Origin of the sequence: Sphaerisporangium sp. NPDC051011 (assembly GCF_040653595.1) — a bacterium.
GTDB lineage: Bacteria > Actinomycetota > Actinomycetes > Streptosporangiales > Streptosporangiaceae > Sphaerisporangium.
In genome coordinates, this window is the sequence record NZ_JBFAGG010000010.1 from 92,743 (window position 1) to 110,480 (window position 17,738).

A 17,738-nucleotide genomic window follows, 5' to 3' on the forward strand; every position below is an offset into this window, starting at 1 on the left:
GCCGGACCCACTCTTGGGCGTCGTCGTGGCGCCGGCCCTGCCGATCGCGGGGGTGATCCTGCCCAACAGGGCACCCGAAGCTCCGCCGCTATCTGGCCGTTACGAACTCGGCAATACTCTTGGTAATGCTACAGTCACGATTAGCTATGGAGATTATCAGCGGATTGCCGCGTCACGTGGCTTGTGTGATGGATGGGAACGGGCGGTGGGCCGCGCGGCGATCGCTGCCGCGCACCGCGGGCCACGAGGCGGCAGAGGCCGCCGTGATCGACACGATCGAGGCGGCACGCTCGGCCGGCATCAAGTGGCTGAGCCTGTACGCCTTCTCCACCGAGAACTGGCAGAGGCCGGCGGGCGAGGTCGACATCCTGATGAGGCTCGTGCGCCGGACCATCCGCAAGCATGCACCGGCGTTGCACGCGCGAGGTGTCCGGTGCAGGTTCCTGGGCATGGCCGATCCGCGGATCCCACCACCGCTGGCTCAGGACATCACCGATCTGATGACGCTCACCAGTGACAACAGGCGAATGACGCTGACGATCGCCTTCGATCACGGAGGGCGTCGCGACATCGTGGAAGCCGCCCGCTCGCTGATCCGCGCCGCCGTACCCGCCGAGCAGGTCACCGAGGCCACCTTCGCCCGGCATCTCCCATATTCCGACACGCCGGATGTGGACCTGGTCATTCGTACCTCCGGAGAGCAACGGATCTCCAACTTCATGCTCTGGCAAGTGGCCTACGCCGAATGGGTCTTCCCGCAGGTGCTGTGGCCCGACTTTCGCGCGACCCACCTCTGGGAATGCCTCGACGCCTACCGGCGGCGCCAGCGCCGATTCGGCGATGTCCGCCGGCCGACCGCCACCACGGGAGAGGGACTTCGATGAACCAGACCACCGCAGAGGAGACCGTCGACGTCTTCGGGCCGGACTCGATGCTGCGCCGCCTCGTCAACGAGGCACGCTGGGGCCTTGCGGTGACCCGCGCCACGGTTCTGGAAGCCGCGCACCCGCAGATCGGCGCGGCGTTGATCAGCAACTCGACGTTCGTGACGCATCCGTGGCGGCGTCTGCGCAACACCGTGGTGAGCACGCAGCGGATGCTCGACCCGGACCGGCACGTTCGCAGCCGGGAGGCGGCTCGCCTCAACCGCCTGCACGCCCGCATCTCGGGCACCGACCCGCACGGCCGCCACTACGACGCGATGGACGCAGAAGCGCGCGCCTGGGTGGTGGCGACCCTGTTCGAGTCGGCGGTGACGATGTATCGGCTGAGTGGTGAGTCGCTCGACGGGCCCGCGATGGAACAGCTCTACACCGAGTTCCGGACGGTCCTGGCCCTGATCGAGGGCAACAGCGACCAGCTCCCTGCGACGTTGCGGGAGTTCTGGCCCTACTACGACGACATGATCGACCATCGCATAGAGGGCACCGAGGCGGTACGCGTGATCCTCTACCAGCTCTTCGCCAATGTGCCCGCGCCACCCCTGCTGCGCGGGCATCCCGCGGTGTGGGCCGCGGGCCGGGCCGTGGCAGGCCCTGTGGCCGCCGCGGTCACCATCGCGTCGCTGCCGGAATCCTTCTGCCGACGTGTCGCCCTTCCCGACCTCCCAGGAGCGCGGGCGCTCATGCACGGGGCCTATCTGACCACCGGATTCGCCACCCGCCTGCTTCCGAACAGCTGGGTGCGCGTCGGCTCGTTCATGAGCCTGTTGGATCCCGACCACGCCGGTGATTCCGGACCGTGGGAGAACGTACGCCGCAAGGCCGGCCAGGCCGCGGCCATGCTCAGACTCATCACGCCGGCTCCCGACGAGGTCGATCAAGCCACACGCTCGGCTGACCGGTTCTTCGCCGAGGTCCTCGACCAGACCGGGGACGGCCACCTCGCCTGGCCCGACCTGGCCGCTATGGCCAGAGAGATCGCCACTCGTCTCGACCTGGACGAACAGGACGAGGAGCGGCTTTACAACGCCTACGCCGCCTGGTGGCGGGAGTTGCGAACCAATCTCGACACCGACGGCGACGGACGCGTCACGCGCCAGGAATACGCCGCCTCGGCCGCCTCTCTGCCCAGCTCCGAACTGGTCAAGATCGCCGACGTGCTGTTCGATGTCACCGACGTCGACGACGACCAGACGATCGACGCCCAGGAGTATCAGACGTTGTTCCGTACGGCCTTCCACCGCGATCTGACCGGCAGAGGCGACAGCTACTCGCGCAGCGCTTTCGTCAGGCAGTTCCTGTCCTTTATGTCCGGGCAGCAGCACTCGGTCGCCTACAACTCCCTTCTGACCTAGCTTGGCTAATCCAGGGGCAGACCAACGCCGCGTCAGCGTCGCTTGAGCGCCCCCGCGTACGGCCCACACCACCAGGCCGGCGGCCGGCACCGCGTGTCAGTGCGGGGTCGTGCGCCTGCGGGCGCGGCGGCGGAGTAGGTGGCGGGCGATGAGCGCCACGACGACGACCCCGATGGCGATCAGGAAGTACGTCTGGTATTGGGAGAACTCCCGGTAGATCGCGGTGATATGGAACCCGGCCGCGTACCCGATGCCCGCCCACGTCCCGGCCCACAGCACCGCCCCGATGACGTTGTAGAGGAGGAAGCGGTGCCACGGCATGCCCGTGGTGCCCGCGACCAGGCCGTTCACCTGGCGCAGCCCGTCGATGAACCGGGCGACGACGATGATGGGGGCGCCGCGGCGCTCGAAGAACCCCTCCGCGGCCTGGAACCGCTCCGGGGTGAGGAAGACGTACCGGCCGTAGCGGGTCACCAGCGCCCGGCCTCCGGTGCGGCCGATGAGGTAGCCCAGGTTGTCCCCGAGGACGGCGGCGAGGAACGCGACCGCGGCGACGGCCACGATGTCGAGCCGACCGACCCCCGCGTAGACCGAGGCGGCGATCAGCACGGTCTCCCCCGGCACGGGAATGCCGAAGTCCTCCAGGAAGACGAGCGCGCCGACGGCGAGATAGCCGTAGCGGTCGAGGAGCGGGGCGAGATCGGCCAGCGGTCCCGGCAACGGTGGCGGCGCCATACCGTCACCCTACGCGTTCAGAGACGTAACCCTGCGTCACCGTCGCGCGGCGGCGGCCGACGAGGGCGCGGCGTCCGCCGACATCCGCCGCGGGGCGCCGCGCCGCCGGACCGCCATCACGCCCAGCAGGACCACCATCGTCGCGGCGGCGAGCGCGGGACCGAGCAGGGCGCCGAGGACCTGGTCGGAGGCCCGGTCGGGGGCCCAGGCCAGCTTGAGCTGGTCGTACCAGTCCTGCCCCAGGACCGGCCCGGCGAGGAAGACCACAGCCATCCACGCCTGCACGACCAGCGCGACCGCGAGCGTCAGCATGCGCGTGCCCGCGCCGATGGCCCTCGGCAGCGGGTCGAGGCCGAGCACGACGCAGAAGAACCACGTGCCGGTCAGCAGCAGTACGGTCCAGACGGCCAGGCGCACGGCGAGGCTCGACTGGGCGGGCTCGAACAGGCCCACCGCGTAGAAGATCAGGTAGGGCCCGGCGTACAGACCGAGGGCCACCCACGGGTGGCTGAGCCGCTGGGCCGCGTCGCTCTCGGACGCCCGCCGCAGCGGCGTCCACACCTCGCGGAGCGGCACGAGCGGCGCCGACAGGGCGATCAGCGCGGGGACCAGCGTGCCGACCAGGGCGTACTGCAGGGCGTGCAGGGAGAAGACCGCCGGGCCGTAGGCGGCCACGCCGCCCGCCGTCGCGTACAGCAGGACGGCCAGGCCCGCGAGCGCGGCTACCATGCGGCCGGCCGGCCAGGTGCCTCCGGCGGCGGTCCAGCGGCGCACGCCGAGGAGGTAGGCGGCGGCCAGGCCGAGCACGGCGAGGATCGCGATCGGGTCGGGCCGGGTCTCGATGAGCAGACGGCCGGCCGTGAACGGCCGGAGCGTGTAACCGAGCAGTTCGTGGGAGGAGTGGGCGCTGCCCGCGCGCGGGGGCGGCGTGCGTGACAGGGCGACGGCGAGCCCGATCGTCAGCGCCATCACGCCGACCTCGGCGAAGGCCAGGCGCAGGAACGGCCGGGAGATCGCGCCCGTCTCCAGGGCCGTGATCGTGCGGCGGCGGTGGCGCAGGCCGAACCAGCCGAGCGCGACGAGCGCGACGAGCTTGCCGAGCACCAGCAGGCCGTAGCGGGACTGCCAGAGCTCGGCGAGGCCGCCGATGCGGATCCAGGCGTTCACCGCGCCCGAGAAGCCGACCGCGATGTAGCAGCACAGCGCGAGCGCGCTGAACCGCCGCACGGCCGGGAGGAGGTCCTTGGAGCGGCGCAGGGCCGTGACCAGCCCGAACAGGCCGCCCACCCACAGCGTGACCCCGCCGATGTGCAGCATCAGGCTGGAGACGGCGAGGTTGTGGTCGGCGGCCGAGGCCGAGTGGCCGACGTAGGCGGGGGGCAGGACGGCGAAAACCGCGAGCGCGAGCAGCGTGGCCCGTCCGGCGGGGCCAAGCGAGAGGGTGGTGGCCGCGGCGATCAGCAGGGTGATCAGCGTCACCAGCAGGAACGCCTCGCCCTGCGGCACCTCCGTGCTGAAGGTCAGCAGGAAGCCGGACTCCAGCGCCTCGCCGACCGGCAGTCCGAGCAGGTCGGACAGGGTCAGGACCTGCGTCATCACCGCCGTGACGGCCCACGCGAGCGCCCACTGACCGGCGGTGCGGGTGATCGCCCGCTTGGCGTCGGCGTCGGAGGCGAGGGCCACGGCCGCGAGCAGCATTCCCACCGTCACCACGGCGCAGGCGTCGTGGACCAGCCGGACGAGCGGGAGGCCGAGGGAGGTGAGGAGTCCCGGGGAGGGCAGGCCGGGGATCTCGGGCTGCGGCCAGCCTCCTCCGAACCACATGGCCGCGAGGAGCACCGCGAACGCGCCGACGACGATGAGCGCGAACACGGCCGGGCGCCGCCGGAGAGAGCTCATCCAGACTTCCTCGTTTCGGGGGACGCACGGGTCATCTGTTCACTTGTGATCAGTATCACCGGATTCGGCCGTGACGGCGAGACCCTCGTGGGGACTCCCGCGACCACAGGGGCTTTATTCGCCCATGTCATGACTTGGGGGAGCGTGACACCCCTGCGGCGTTTTTCCCCATCGCTCGCCGGAGAGGGCAAGTACGGGATGGTCCCACACAACCAAGGGGGCAGATCATGGGCGCCGAAGACAAGATGGCCAACAAGGCCGAGCAGATCAAGGGCAAGGCCAAGAAGGCGACGGGCGACGTCACCGGCGACGACGAGATGCGCGCGCGGGGCGAGGCCGACGAGGCCAAGGGCAAGGCCAAGCAGGCCGGCGAGCGCGTGAAGGACGCGGCCAAGAACGTCAAGGACGCGTTCAAGCGCTGACGCCGACCATGACCGCGGGGGCCTCGCGTACGAGCCTTCGCCACCGCCGTGCCGGAGCCCGACCGGCACGGCGGCAGGAGATCGACCGCGTTCGGCTACGACGGACCGCGGCTACAGTCGGCGCAGCTCGCCGAGGATGCCCTCGTAGTCCCCATAGTCCCCATAGTCTCCGTAGCCCCGGTGGACCCCGTGGCCTCCGTACGAGCCGTAGCCGCCGTGGTCCCGGGCGCGGACCTCGGCCGGGTCCATGGAAGGCGGGGTGTCCAGGGAGGACCCGCCCCGCAGGGTGCGGACCACGTCCTCCTTGTAGCGGTTGGCCTCGGCCAGCGTGGCGCCGTCGCGTAGCGCCCTGACCACGTCCTCCTCGGCGTCGGCGTACATGTAGGAATCGGGGAACACGTCCGTCGAGGGCAGCGCCACCACACCGGCGCCGTCCATGACGATGCACGTGCCCTCGTCCACCACCACCCCGGCGATCTCCACCGGGCCGCCGACGGACGCCACGTGGACGTCCGGGCCCGGCCCGGCCGTCGCCTCGTACAGCGCCCACACCGGCAGGCCGAGGTCGCGGAAGGCGTTCACGTCCCGGACGCCGCCCTCGACCAGCAGGCCCGTCGCGCCCCGGGCGAGCGCGGCGCGGGTGAGGATCTCGCCCCACACCGCCCCGGCCGCCGCCTCCGCGCCCGCGACCACGATCACCCTGTCCTCGAGATCCTCGTCCATCATGCGGTGCAGGGGCTCCAGGCCCTCGTCCCCCGGCCCCGGCGCGAGTCGTACGGTGCGGGCCCTGCCCAGCAGGCCGAGCGATCGGTATATGGGACGCAGCGGCGGGCTGAGCCACCCGGTGAGCCCTCGCAACTGAAGTACGTCCGCGATCGCGGTGGTAGGCGGAACCACGGTATCGATCACCTCTTGTGAAGAGATTTCCAGATGTCGCCGTCTGGAGGCGGCGATGGGATGCCCGGACAACGCGTCATCGATCTCAGTGACCCCGGCCTGGAGCGGGTCGCCCCCTGGTGGCGGCCCGAGCGGGCCGTCCTCGGTTCGCGACGGGTCCGTGACGGGTGGGCCGCGGTGGAACGACCCGGCTCAGCGCATCCGGATCGCCTGCCCCCACGGCGAAGGTGTGATGCACGGTGCTTCCTTTCCCCTGTCACCGGAACGACGGTTCCGGTGACGTACGAAGGACCTGACGCTCTTTTCGATGCCCTGTGCCGCTCGAATGATCCGGCAAACGCCCATGCCGGTTCATTCACAATAACCGGCTTTTCTCCGCGCCAAGAGTCCCGCATCGGTGGAAGTCGACGGTAGTGCCGATGCGAAGGAAAGGGCGGCGGTTTCATTGCGAAGACGCCCGAAGGCGGTTTCACCTGCCCAACTCCGGGGCAGGGCAGGCGACGGCGGGGAAGGAGGCGCTGGTCGGAACCGGTGGAGGTGAAGCGGTTCACAGGCCGCGCACGACCCGACACGGCCCGCGCCCGCGGGGGTCAGTCCGGGGTCAGTCCTCCCCACAGGGACCGGACCTCCTCGTAGACCTTCTGGTCGTGGGAGATCTCGACGACGTTCCCGTCGGGGTCCTTCAGCGCGCAGACATAGCCCACGGGGGGCGGCAGCAGGACCGGCTCCCAGTGGAGGCATCCGCGCTCGCGCGCCCGCCGGGCCGCCTCGTCGACGTCCTCGCGGCGCGGTACCTCCATGCCGAGGTGGGCGAACGGCGTGAGCTGCGGGCACGGCCTGCCCTTATCCTGGGCGAACTCCACGAGGACGAGGACGAACGGCGTCTCCACCTGCCCGGGGTTGGAGAGCCAGGCATTGCGGCCGTGCTCGTCCTCGTGGGTCGAGACCAGCACGAGCGGCGTCATGGTCGTGTAGAACTCGACGGCCGCGTCGAGGTCGGAGCTGGGCAGCGCGATGTGCGTCCACCGCGCCTCGGTGAGCCTGCCGTCGGGCATGGGCACCTCCCTCCGGGCCGTCCGTCCCCGCGCGCGTACGGCCCTCGACCTTTCCGTTCCCCGATTCGCGAACCGATTCGAAGGCTTTTGTTTTATTTGCTAAGTCGTTCATCGTGCTAAGCGATCAGCGTTTCGTTGATACGTTGACCGGTCATTCAGTCATGTAGCGCTCGCCCGCACGGTTTCCGCGCTCATCGGTGTCCAGCGGTTTTGTACCCGCCACGAGCGTCTTCGCCGACGCGCCGCAGGAGCGAAAAGTGGACACCACGTTCAAATAAGGCCCCCGGCGCGAGGAATGATCGGCGGATCCGTCGCGTTCGGGTGTGTCGAACCCCTCTGTGCAAGATCTTCAGGAGACACCGATGAGCAAGCTGAACGACGACGCCAAGGCCCTGATCGACCGGCCCGTGCACGCCTGGGTGACCGCCCTGCGCCCCGACGGGTCGCTGCACAGCACCGTCGTGTGGATCGAACTCGACGGTGACGACGTCGTGTTCAACACGGCCGTGGGCCGCGCCAAGGAGCGTTTCCTGCGTCAGGACCCGCGCGTGTCCGTGAGCGTGCTCGACCCCGACCACGCCCACCACCTGGTCAGCGTCTCGGGCACGGCGAAGTTCGAGCTGGAGGGCGCCGACGAGACGGTCGACCGGCTCGCCAAGAAGTACCTCGGCGCCGACAGCTACCCCTACCGGCAGCCGGGCGAGCAGCGCATCAACGTGCGCGTCACCCCCGAGCACGTGATCCACATGGCTCCCTGACGGCCCGCACCGGACCTCCCACGCGCGGCCGGGTCGCGGACGTCAGTCCCGGCCGGCCGCGAGCGGGGCGAAGCGGCGCAGCCGCAGGCTGTTGGTGACGACGAACACCGACGAGAACGCCATCGCCGCCCCGGCGACCATCGGCGAGAGCAGGCCCGAGGCCGCCAGCGGGATCGCCGCCACGTTGTACGCGAACGCCCAGAACAGATTGCCCTTGATCGTACGGAGCGTCCGGCGGGAAAGCCGGATCGCGTCCGCCGCCACGCGCAGGTCGCCGCGCACCAGCGTGAGATCGGATGCCTCGATCGCGACGTCGGACCCCGTCCCCATGGCCATGCCGAGGTCGGCCTGGGCGAGCGCGGCCGCGTCGTTGACGCCGTCCCCGACCATGGCGACCACCTTGCCCTCGGCCTGAAGGCGCTTGACGACGTCCACCTTCCCCGAGGGCAGGACCTCGGCGATCACGTCCTCGGGCGGTACCCCGACCGACGCGGCCACCGTCTCGGCCACCGCCTGGTGGTCGCCGGTCAGCAGCACCGGGCGCAGCCCCAGCTCCCTCAGCCGGGCGACGGCCTCGGCGGACGTCGGCTTGACTACGTCGGCGACGGCCAGCACCGCGCGCGCCCGGCCCTCCCAGCCGACCGCCACGGCCGTCTCACCCCGCACCCGCGCCCCGGCGACCGCCGCCTCCAGTTCGGCGGGCAGGCTCTGGCCGTGCTCGGCGAGCAGCTCGGGACGTCCGGCCAGCAGGGAACGGCCCTCGACGACGCCGCGCACGCCGAGCCCTTCGAGGGCGGCGAAACCGGTCACGCCCGGCAGCCCCTCGCCCGCGGCGTCCGTCACGGCCCGGGCGATCGGATGCTCGGAGGCGGCCTCCAGCGCCCCGGCGAGCCGCAGCACCTCGTCGCGGTCCTCCCCGGGGGCGGGCACGACGTCCACCAGCGTCATCTGCCCGGCGGTGACGGTGCCCGTCTTGTCCAGGACGACGGTGTCCACGCGCCGGGTCGACTCCAGCACCTCGGGCCCCTTGATCAGGATGCCGAGCTGCGCGCCGCGCCCGGTGCCCACCATGAGGGCGGTGGGCGTGGCGAGGCCGAGCGCGCAGGGGCAGGCGATGATCAGCACGGCCACGGCCGCCGTGAACGCCGCCGTGGCCCCGGCGTCCGCGTACAGCCGGACCACCAGCGTGCCGAGCGACAGCAGGATCACGATCGGCACGAAGAACTCCGAGACGCGGTCCGCCAGGCGCTGCACCTCGGCCTTGCCGTTCTGGGCGTCCTCGACCAGCCGGGCCATCTGGGCGAGCCGGGTGCCCGCGCCGACCCGGGTCGCCCGCACGATGAGGCGGCCCCCGGCGTTGACGGTGGCGCCGGTGACGGTGTCGCCGGGACGCACCTCGACCGGGACGGACTCCCCGGTCAGCATCGAGGCGTCGACCGCCGAGGCACCCTCCTCGACCACGCCGTCGGTGGCGATCTTCTCGCCCGGCCGGACGACGAACACGTCCCCCAGGGCCAGGCGCTCGACGGGGACGCGCACCTCGCGGCCGTCCCGCAGGACCGCGACGTCCTTGGCGCCCATCTCCAGCAGGGCACGCAGCGCGCCACCCGCCCGTCTCTTGGCCTTCGCCTCCAGGTAGCGGCCGGCGAGGATGAAGGTGACGACCCCGGCGGCGGCCTCGAAGTAGATGTTCGACGTGCCGCCATCGCCGGTGGTGAGCTCGAAGCCGTGGCGCATGCCGGGCGTGCCCGCCGTGCCGAACAGCAGCGCCCACACCGACCAGCCCAGCGCCGCGAGCGTGCCGATCGAGACCAGCGTGTCCATGGTGGCCGCGCCGTGCCGCAGGTTGGCCAGCGTCGCGCGGTGGAAGGGCCACCCGCCGTAGAGGACGACGGGGACGGCCAGGGCGAGCGACAGCCACTGCCAGCCGCGGAACTGGAGCGCGGGGATCATCGCCATGGCGACCACGGGGACGCTCAGGGCGATGGACAGCAGCAGCCGCCTGCGCAGCGGCGCAGAGTCGTCGGCCCCGGGGGCGGCGCTCGGCAGCTCGGCGGTGTACCCGGCCTTCTCGACCGCGGCGACCAGCTCGGCGGGGGTGACGCCGCCGTCGTGGACGACCTTCGCCTTCTCGGTGGCGAAGTTGACCGTGGCGCGGACGCCGTCCAGTTTGTTCAGCTTGCGCTCGACGCGGGCGGCACACGAGGCGCACGTCATGCCGCCGATGGCGAGTTCGATCTCGCCCCCGGCGGGCCGTCTCATGGTGGCCTCCGCCATGTACGCGTCTCCCGTTCCTGCTCCCTGGTGCGCGACGTCTCCAGGCGTACGCCGATCGCGACCAGCCTATATGTCCGTAAACGATACCCCCCTACCGTTCTGTTCCACATGGGTGGGGGGCGAAGGCCGCGGGTTCGAAGCTCGGCCCCAGGGGTATCCGGAGCGGACGACCGGCGCCGGATCCGGTCCGATACGGTTTCGGCGAACAATTGAACATGTCGCACGGTCTGATCTACTGGTGTAGCGGGCTTCGCGGGAGGCGGCACCGTGATCGTCGAACTGCTCTTTCTGCTGGGCGCACTGGCACTCGTCATCGCGAACGGCGTCTTCGTCGCGGCCGAGTTCTCGCTGGTCACCGTCGAGCGCGGCGAGGTCCAGCGCCTCGCCTCCGTGGGCGACCGGGGCGCCCAGGGCATCCAGGCGGCGATCCGGAGGCTGTCGTTCCAGCTCTCCGGGGCCCAGCTCGGCATCACGATCACCTCGCTGCTGCTCGGCGTCACGGCCGAGCCCGCGATCGCCGGGCTGCTGCGTCCCGCCGTCGAGGCCGTGCCCGCCCTGCCCCTCGGCGCCGCCGACAACGTGGCCGCAGTCCTCGGGCTGCTGATCGCCACGGTGGGCCAGATGGTGCTCGGCGAGCTCGTCCCCAAGAACGCCGCCCTGTCCAAACCGATGCTGGTCGCCCGCATGTCCACGCCGCCGCAGCGGGCGTTCTCGGCCGTCTTCGCCCCACTGATCAAGGCATGCAACGCCATCGCCAACGGGATCGTGCGCGCGCTCGGCGCCGAACCCCAGGACGAGCTGGCCTCCGCACGCTCGCCCGACGAACTGAGCCTCCTGATGAGCGCGTCGGCCCAGGCGGGCGCCCTGCCCGGCGGGACCGCCGCCATGCTGCTGCGCGCGCTCAGGTTCGGCGACCGGACGGCGGACGAGGCGATGACCCCCCGCACCGACTGCGTGACCGTCGCCGACGACGCCAGCGTCATCGAGTTCCTCGCCCTCGCCCGGCAGGCGCGGCACCTGCGGCTGCCCGTCACCGGCGGCGACCTGGACGACATCGTCGGCGTCGCGCACGTGACGGGCGCCTTCGCCGTGCCCGAGGGCGAGCGCGCGACGACGCCGGTCTCCGCGATCCGGCGCCCGCCCGTCCTCGTGCCCGAGTCCCTGGACCTCGCGACCCTCCAGGAGCGCCTGTTCGCGGCCCGGGAGGAGATGGCCGTCGTCGTCGACGAGTACGGCGGGTTCGCCGGGATCGTCACGGTCGAGGACCTGGCCGAGGAGCTGATCGGCGACATCGCCGACGAGTACGACCTGCCCGAGGAGGGCTCGGCCGAGCCCGCGTCCGCGATGCTGGCCGCCGGGACGTCGGCCACCGTGCCCGCCGGGCTGCGCGCCCACGAGGTCGAGGAGCGCACGGGCTTCCAGATGCCCGAGGGCCCGTACGAGACGCTCGCCGGGCTGCTGATCAGCAGGCTCGGCCGCCTGCCCGACGCGGGCGACCGCGTGGCCGTGGACGGCTGGGAGCTGCGCGCCGACGTCGTGCGCCGCCGCAGGATCGAGCGCATCACCCTCACCGCCCCGTCCGAGGAGACCTCGTGACCGCGTCCACCACGTCCGCCGAACCCGCTGATCCCGCTGATCCCGCCGACCCTGCCGACACCCCCGGGGCCGCCCGATGACCCTCCTGGACGCCCTCGCCATCGTGGTGCTGCTCGGCGTGAACGGCTTCTTCGTGGGCGCCGAGTTCGCGCTGATCTCCGCGCGCCGCACGCAGATCGAGCCGCTGGCCAAGGAGGGCTCGCGGCGGGCCCGCGCCGTGCTCGGGGCCATGGACGACGTCCCGCTCATGCTCGCCGCCGCGCAGCTCGGCGTGACCCTCGCCTCGCTGGCCCTCGGTGCCGTGGGCGAGCCGGTCCTCGCGCACGCGCTTGAGCCGCTGTTCCACACCCTGGGCGTGCCGGAGGGCTTCGTACACCCGGCCGCGTTCGCGCTGGCGCTGCTGGTGGTGGTCTCCCTGCACGTGATCATCGGGGAGATGGTGCCGAAGAACCTGTCGCTGTCCGGTCCCGACCAGGCGGCGCTCTGGCTGGTCCCCACGCTGCGGGCCGTCGCGCGCGCCACCCGGCCGCTGCTCGTCGCGATCAACGCCATCTCGGCGGGCGTGCTGCGGGTGCTGAAGATCCCGCCCACCGACGAGATCCGGTCGGTCTACACCTCCGACGAGATGCCCGCCGTCATCCAGGAGTCGCGCCGGCACCTGCTGCTCGACCAGGACGAGTACGACCGCATGATCGCCACGCTCGCGCTGCGCGGGCGGCCGGTCACGTCCGTCATGGTGCCCCGCGCCGACGTCGTGACCCTGCCCGCGACGACCACCGCGGCGGACCTGCAGGAGTACGCCGGGCGGCACGGCCACTCCCGTTTCCCGGTGCGCGGCGACGGCCCCGGCGGGCTGTCCGGCTACCTGCACGTGCTGGACGCGCTGAACGGGCACGCGCCCGGCCGGCCCCTGCCGGCCCGTCCGCTGCCCATCGTCCACCACGGCGCCTCGCTGGCCGACGTCCTCGCGACGATGCGCAAGCGGCGGGCGCAGCTCGCCGGGATCAGCGACGACACCGGGGACGTGGTGGGCGTCGTGACGCTGCAGGACGTGCTCACCGGGCTCCTCCACCACGCCCACCAGGAGGCTTCCGGTGACGGTTCACAGGAAAGACGCCTCACGTCGTGATTCACGGACCGAACGGCGCCGCCTCGGCCGCCCGCGACGGCGCGCGCGGTTCCGCTGGGCGGTGAGGGGCCGGTGCGGTAGCCGTTTCACCAGGAAAAATGAGTATTTCGTGCGAATACCGCGACAGGGGACCCCAAACATCCCTCCCCTCGCTAGACTGACCAGCGGCTTGCCGGGCGGTCGGATCCGGCACCTGTAGTCGGCGCGTGGCCTGGGGCCACCAGCCCTGGCCATTCCGTGGGGACAATGAACGGCGGGCTTGTCGATACGCGCCCTGTCCAGCCCGTGGACGAACCGGCGAGCGGTCGGAAGAAGCGGTGGTGGGCCTCGTGGCTCTGGTGCCTCGTCGCGGCCGTGGCGGGGATCGCCGTCGCGGCCAGCGCCACGCTGGTCGGCGCCTACACGAAGCTGAGCAACAACATCAAGCACGTGGCGGTGGACCCCGGGGACCTCGGCGCGCGCCCCGCCAAGGTGAGCAAGGCGCTGAACATCCTGATGGTGGGGTCGGACACGCGCGCCGGCGCGAACATCAAGTACGGCCACCGCGAGTTCGGCGAGCGCACCGACACGATCATCCTCGCGCACATCTCGCCCAACCGGGGCAACGCGCTGCTCATCAGCTTCCCGCGTGACTCGCTCGTCCAGCTCCCCGCCTGCCGGGCCAAGAACGGCCTCCCCGGCCAGCGCTCCCACGTCGGGATGATCAACGAGTCGTTCAACTTCGGCGGCATCGCCTGCACGTACAAGACCATCGAGACGCTCACGGGCATCCGCATCGACCACTTCGTCAAGGTCGACTTCACCGGGTTCAAGAGCATGGTGAACGCGCTCGGCGGCGTCGAGGTCTGCGTCCCCAAGCCCATCGACGACGACAAGGCCCTGCTCCACCTGCCCGCCGGGCGCCAGACGCTCAAGGGCGAGCAGGCCCTCGGCTACGTCCGCGTCCGCTACGCGCTCGGGGACGGCTCCGACATCGGCCGCATCCAGCGCCAGCAGATGTTCCTCGCCTCCATGATCAAGAAGGCGATGAGCGGGTCCACGCTGACCGACCCGGCCAAGCTGTTCGACTTCCTCGACGCGGCCACCAAGTCCGTCACCACCGACCCCGAGCTGACCATCGGCGTGATGAAGGACCTCGCGACCAGCGCCCAGGGCCTGGCCGCGGGCAACATCCGCTTCGTCACGACGCCGTGGCGCTACTCGCTGAGCCAGCCCGGCCGCGTCGAGTGGGTGCAGCCGCAGGCCAGGCAGCTCTTCCAGCTCGTCGCCACCGACACCAAGCTCAACAGCTCCAATCTCAAGTCCAACACCGGCCGCGAGGCCAAGGTGCCCAAGTCCAAGATCGAGATCTCGATCCAGAACGGCACCACCCAGGCCGGCCTCGGCTCCCAGGTCGCCGCCGCCCTCGAACAGCGCGGCTACAGCGTCGCCAAGGTCGGCGACGCGAAGGTGAAGCCGTACCCCAAGACGACGATCCGGTACTCCTCCAACGGCCAGTCCCGCGTGCCCACGCTGGCCGGCGACCTGGTCACCTCCCGCAACTCCATGGTCACCGACACCACGACGACGCGGCTCGTGCTGGTGATCGGCGCCGACTGGAAGGGCCTGAAGCCCATGCAGGTGTCCGAGAGCGACATCAAGGGCATCGACGCCACCCAGGACTCCTGCTCCGACGCCTGACCCGCGCGGTCCCTCGTCGGGGGCGCTTTCTGTTGGAGGCGGGTTCTCCGGGGTACGAAACCGGACACATGGCGCCTGTTCCTCTTAGGCATGCGCTCATGCAGGCCGGGCAGGGGGTCCGGCCGGATTCCGGGGTGGTGAACCATGCGGCGTGGCGTGATATTCGATCTTGACGGGACCCTGGTGGACACCGGCTATCTGCATGTCGTGGCCTGGTGGGAGGGGTTCCGCGGACGGCGGCGGGATGTGCTCATGGTCGACATCCATGGGGCCATCGGGCGGGCGGACCGTGCGCTGATCGACTACCTGCTGCCCGACGTCGACGACGAGGAGGCGCAGGCGATCTCCGACGCGCACGCGGCGGCGTACAAACCGCGCCTCGACCATGTGCGCCCGGTACCGGGGGCGGGAGAACTGCTCAAGGCGCTCGCCGACCGCGGACTGACCGTGGTGGTGGTCACGAGCGCGCCGAAGGACGAGGCCGAGCACCTGGTCGGAATCACCGGCGCCGAGAACGCGGTGGAAGTGCTCGTGCACGCCGGGGACGTCGAGAAGTCCAAGCCCCACCCCGAACCCGTGCGGCAGGCGCTCGACAAGTCCGGCATCGCGGCCGACCAGGCGATCATGGTGGGGGACAGCGTCTGGGACGCGCTCGCGGCCCGCGCGGCGAAGACCGGATGCGTGGGGGTCCGCTCCGGCGGCATCGACAGCGAGTCGTTGCGGGACGCGGGAGCCGAGGCCGTGTACAAGGACTGCCGCGACCTGCTGTACCACCTGGAGGACAGCCCGCTCGCGCGCCTCCTGGACCGCTGACCCCGGCCCCGCCGAGCCCCCGGGATCCGCTCGGGGCCACCTCGGTGACACGTCGTTCAGGCGGTTCCTTCACAATTGGACCCTGCCCCCGGAAGGCGCCGTGAAAAGCGGAGTAATGCAGACAGATCGCGATGTGCGGCCGGTGGTCCCGCGCCAGGTGCGCGGAGGCCGCCCGGCGGTGAACGTCGCGATGTCCGTCGAACCGGGTGGCTCTCCACGGCGTATTGCTAGATCAGAAGGAGAGTGATCGGGCATGACGACAGAGCACGCGGTCATTGGTGTCACCGGTCTCGGGGTCATGGGCCGAAATCTCGCGCGCAACTTCGCCAGGCACGGCTACACCGTCGCGGTGCACAACCGCACGGAGGCGAAGACCAAGGCGTTGATCGAGGAGTTCGGCGACGAGGGGGTCTTCATCCCCGCCGAGACGCCCGAGGCGTTCGTCGCCTCGCTGTCGCGTCCACGCAAGATTGTGATCATGGTGAAGGCGGGCGCCTCGACGGACGCGGTGATCGAGGAGTTCGCCCCTCTTCTGGAACCCGGCGACATCCTGGTCGACGGCGGCAACGCCCACTTCCTGGACACCCGGCGTCGTGAGAAGGCCCTGAGGGAACGCGGCATCCACTTCGTCGGGTGCGGCATCTCCGGCGGCGAGCAGGGCGCGCTGGAGGGGCCGAGCATCATGCCGGGCGGCCCCAAGGAGGCGTACACGTACCTCGGGCCGATCCTCGAGGACATCGCGGCCAAGGTGGACGGGGTGCCATGCTGCACGTACGTCGGCCCGGACGGTGCCGGGCACTTCGTCAAGATGGTGCACAACGGCATCGAGTACGCCGACATGCAGCTCATCGCCGAGTCCTACGACATTCTGCGCCAGGGCGCGCGGATGTCCCCCGCCGAGATCGCCGAGGCCTTCCGCACCTGGAACACCGGCCGGCTGGAGTCCTACCTCATCGAGATCAGCACCACCGTGCTCTCCCACCTGGACGCCACGACCGGCAAGCCCTTCGTCGACGTGGTGCTCGACCAGGCCGAGCAGAAGGGCACGGGCCGGTGGACCGTCCAGGTCGCCCTCGACCTCGGCGTCCCCGTCAGCGGCATCGCCGAGGCGGTCTTCGCCCGTGCGGTGTCCGGCCACGCCGAGATGCGCGAGGCGGCGCGCGTCCTCCCCGGCCCCACCGACGACGACCTGCCGTCCTCGTTCGCCGACGACGTCGAGGAGGCGCTGTACGCCTCGAAGGTCGTCGCCTACGCCCAGGGGTTCAACGAGATCCAGGCGGGCAGCGCCGAGTACGGCTGGGACATCGACCTCGGGGCCATGGCGACCATCTGGCGGGGCGGGTGCATCATCAGGGCCCGGTTCCTCGACCGCATCCGCGCCGCGTACGAGGCCGACCCGAACACGCCGACGCTGCTGTCCGACGGGTCCTTCGCCGCCGAGCTGTCCACCGCGCAGCGCGCCTGGCGGGACGTCACCGTCGCCGCCACCCGGCGGGGCATCCCCGCGCCGGGCTTCGCGAGCGCGCTGGCGTACTACGACGGCCTGCGCGCCGAGCGGCTGCCCGCCGCGCTGCTCCAGGGATTGCGCGACTACTTCGGCGCGCACACCTACCGCCGCGTGGATCGTGACGGCGTCTACCACACCCAGTGGGAGCGCCCCGAGCACCCAGAAGCCCGCGTCGACGTCTGATCAGGGGGCCGAGCGGGCGCGCTGTTCTTGCTCGGCGATGAGTTCGGTGAGGGTGGTGGCGTCGTCGGCGTCGACCGTGCGCCACACCCCCGCCGCCTCGGTGGCGTCGTCGAACCTCAGGCGGGTGGCCCAGAAGCGGCCCGCGTCGGAGCGGAAGACGACCCACCCGGCGGGGGCGACCGGCGCGGGGTTCATGACGCCTCCCCTCGGCGGCACGCGGGGCGCGGGGGTCGGGGCGCCAAAGGGGCGCCCCGAACCCGCCGAGCGGAGCGAGGCCATAGGTACGGCGGCGCCACCCCCCCGGCGGACGGTCGTCCGGTGTGGCGGTGGATGACGGGGAGAGCTCTGATCTTTCGCACGTGGCCCGACCTCGGTTCGCATCAGAAGACCCGTAAGCACCACGAATCGCCCTTATGGGTCTGCCATTTATCACGTCATCGGTCTGCGCGAGTGAGTTCCGCGCTACGGTCAGTGTGAGGCTCCGATAACAC

The 17,738-nt window shown here is 71.1% G+C and carries 15 protein-coding genes; 9 read left to right on the forward strand and 6 right to left on the reverse strand.

Going from position 1 to position 17,738, the window contains the following annotated elements; genetic code table 11:
- The first annotated feature begins 146 nt into the window (after nt 1-146).
- Nucleotides 147-884: a polyprenyl diphosphate synthase gene (gene uppS / locus AB0H21_RS23460; protein WP_358520041.1), complete on the forward strand. Its 738-nt coding sequence runs from the start codon at nt 147-149 to the stop codon at nt 882-884.
- Nucleotides 881-2,296 (forward strand): oxygenase MpaB family protein, encoded by a 1,416-nt coding sequence (locus tag AB0H21_RS23465; protein ID WP_358520042.1) that lies wholly within the window; start codon nt 881-883, stop codon nt 2,294-2,296. Before uppS ends, AB0H21_RS23465 begins: the two co-directional genes overlap by 4 nt.
- A gap of 96 nt (nt 2,297-2,392) precedes the next feature.
- Here AB0H21_RS23465 and AB0H21_RS23470 read toward each other — a convergent pair whose 3' ends face one another.
- Nucleotides 2,393-3,031, reverse strand: coding sequence for a DedA family protein (locus AB0H21_RS23470; protein WP_358520044.1), 639 nt, complete (start codon nt 3,029-3,031; stop codon nt 2,393-2,395).
- Between the two features lie 36 nt (nt 3,032-3,067).
- Complete coding sequence (locus AB0H21_RS23475; RefSeq protein ID WP_358520046.1) at nt 3,068-4,930, reverse strand: cytochrome c oxidase assembly protein; 1,863 nt, start codon at nt 4,928-4,930, stop codon at nt 3,068-3,070.
- A gap of 227 nt (nt 4,931-5,157) precedes the next feature.
- On the opposite strand from AB0H21_RS23475, the gene AB0H21_RS23480 reads away from it, so the two are divergent.
- Nucleotides 5,158-5,352: a CsbD family protein gene (locus AB0H21_RS23480; RefSeq protein WP_358520048.1), complete on the forward strand. Its 195-nt coding sequence runs from the start codon at nt 5,158-5,160 to the stop codon at nt 5,350-5,352.
- A gap of 111 nt (nt 5,353-5,463) precedes the next feature.
- Here the strand turns inward: AB0H21_RS23480 and AB0H21_RS23485 are convergent, their stop codons facing one another.
- Entirely contained in the window at nt 5,464-6,249 is a 786-nt protein-coding gene (locus AB0H21_RS23485; protein ID WP_358520049.1) for an RraA family protein, read from the reverse strand.
- 590 nt (nt 6,250-6,839) lie between these two features.
- Nucleotides 6,840-7,304: a VOC family protein gene (locus tag AB0H21_RS23490; RefSeq protein WP_358520051.1), complete on the reverse strand. Its 465-nt coding sequence runs from the start codon at nt 7,302-7,304 to the stop codon at nt 6,840-6,842.
- A gap of 362 nt (nt 7,305-7,666) precedes the next feature.
- Between AB0H21_RS23490 and AB0H21_RS23495 the strand changes: the two genes are divergently transcribed.
- Nucleotides 7,667-8,062 (forward strand): PPOX class F420-dependent oxidoreductase, encoded by a 396-nt coding sequence (locus tag AB0H21_RS23495; protein ID WP_358520054.1) that lies wholly within the window; start codon nt 7,667-7,669, stop codon nt 8,060-8,062.
- Nucleotides 8,063-8,104: 42 nt separating this feature from the next.
- Here the strand turns inward: AB0H21_RS23495 and AB0H21_RS23500 are convergent, their stop codons facing one another.
- Entirely contained in the window at nt 8,105-10,324 is a 2,220-nt protein-coding gene (locus tag AB0H21_RS23500) for a heavy metal translocating P-type ATPase (protein WP_358520057.1), read from the reverse strand.
- Nucleotides 10,325-10,606: 282 nt separating this feature from the next.
- Here AB0H21_RS23500 and AB0H21_RS23505 point away from each other — a divergent pair, with 282 nt between their 5' ends.
- The 5 genes from AB0H21_RS23505 (at nt 10,607) to gndA (ending at nt 17,247) form a co-directional block, all read left to right on the forward strand.
- Entirely contained in the window at nt 10,607-11,935 is a 1,329-nt protein-coding gene (locus AB0H21_RS23505) for a hemolysin family protein (protein ID WP_358520060.1), read from the forward strand.
- 76 nt (nt 11,936-12,011) lie between these two features.
- Nucleotides 12,012-13,064, forward strand: coding sequence for a hemolysin family protein (locus tag AB0H21_RS23510; RefSeq protein ID WP_358520062.1), 1,053 nt, complete (start codon nt 12,012-12,014; stop codon nt 13,062-13,064).
- Nucleotides 13,065-13,349: 285 nt separating this feature from the next.
- The gene (locus AB0H21_RS23515) at nt 13,350-14,744 is read left to right on the forward strand and encodes an LCP family protein (RefSeq protein ID WP_358520065.1); all 1,395 of its coding nucleotides are present in this window, start codon (nt 13,350-13,352) and stop codon (nt 14,742-14,744) included.
- 156 nt (nt 14,745-14,900) lie between these two features.
- Nucleotides 14,901-15,557: an HAD family hydrolase gene (locus tag AB0H21_RS23520; RefSeq protein ID WP_358520067.1), complete on the forward strand. Its 657-nt coding sequence runs from the start codon at nt 14,901-14,903 to the stop codon at nt 15,555-15,557.
- A 253-nt stretch (nt 15,558-15,810) separates the two neighbouring features.
- Nucleotides 15,811-17,247, forward strand: coding sequence for an NADP-dependent phosphogluconate dehydrogenase (gndA, locus tag AB0H21_RS23525; RefSeq protein WP_358520069.1), 1,437 nt, complete (start codon nt 15,811-15,813; stop codon nt 17,245-17,247).
- Here the strand turns inward: gndA and AB0H21_RS23530 are convergent, their stop codons facing one another.
- The gene (locus tag AB0H21_RS23530; protein WP_358520071.1) at nt 17,248-17,442 is read right to left on the reverse strand and encodes a hypothetical protein; all 195 of its coding nucleotides are present in this window, start codon (nt 17,440-17,442) and stop codon (nt 17,248-17,250) included.
- Nucleotides 17,443-17,738: the final 296 nt, after the last annotated feature.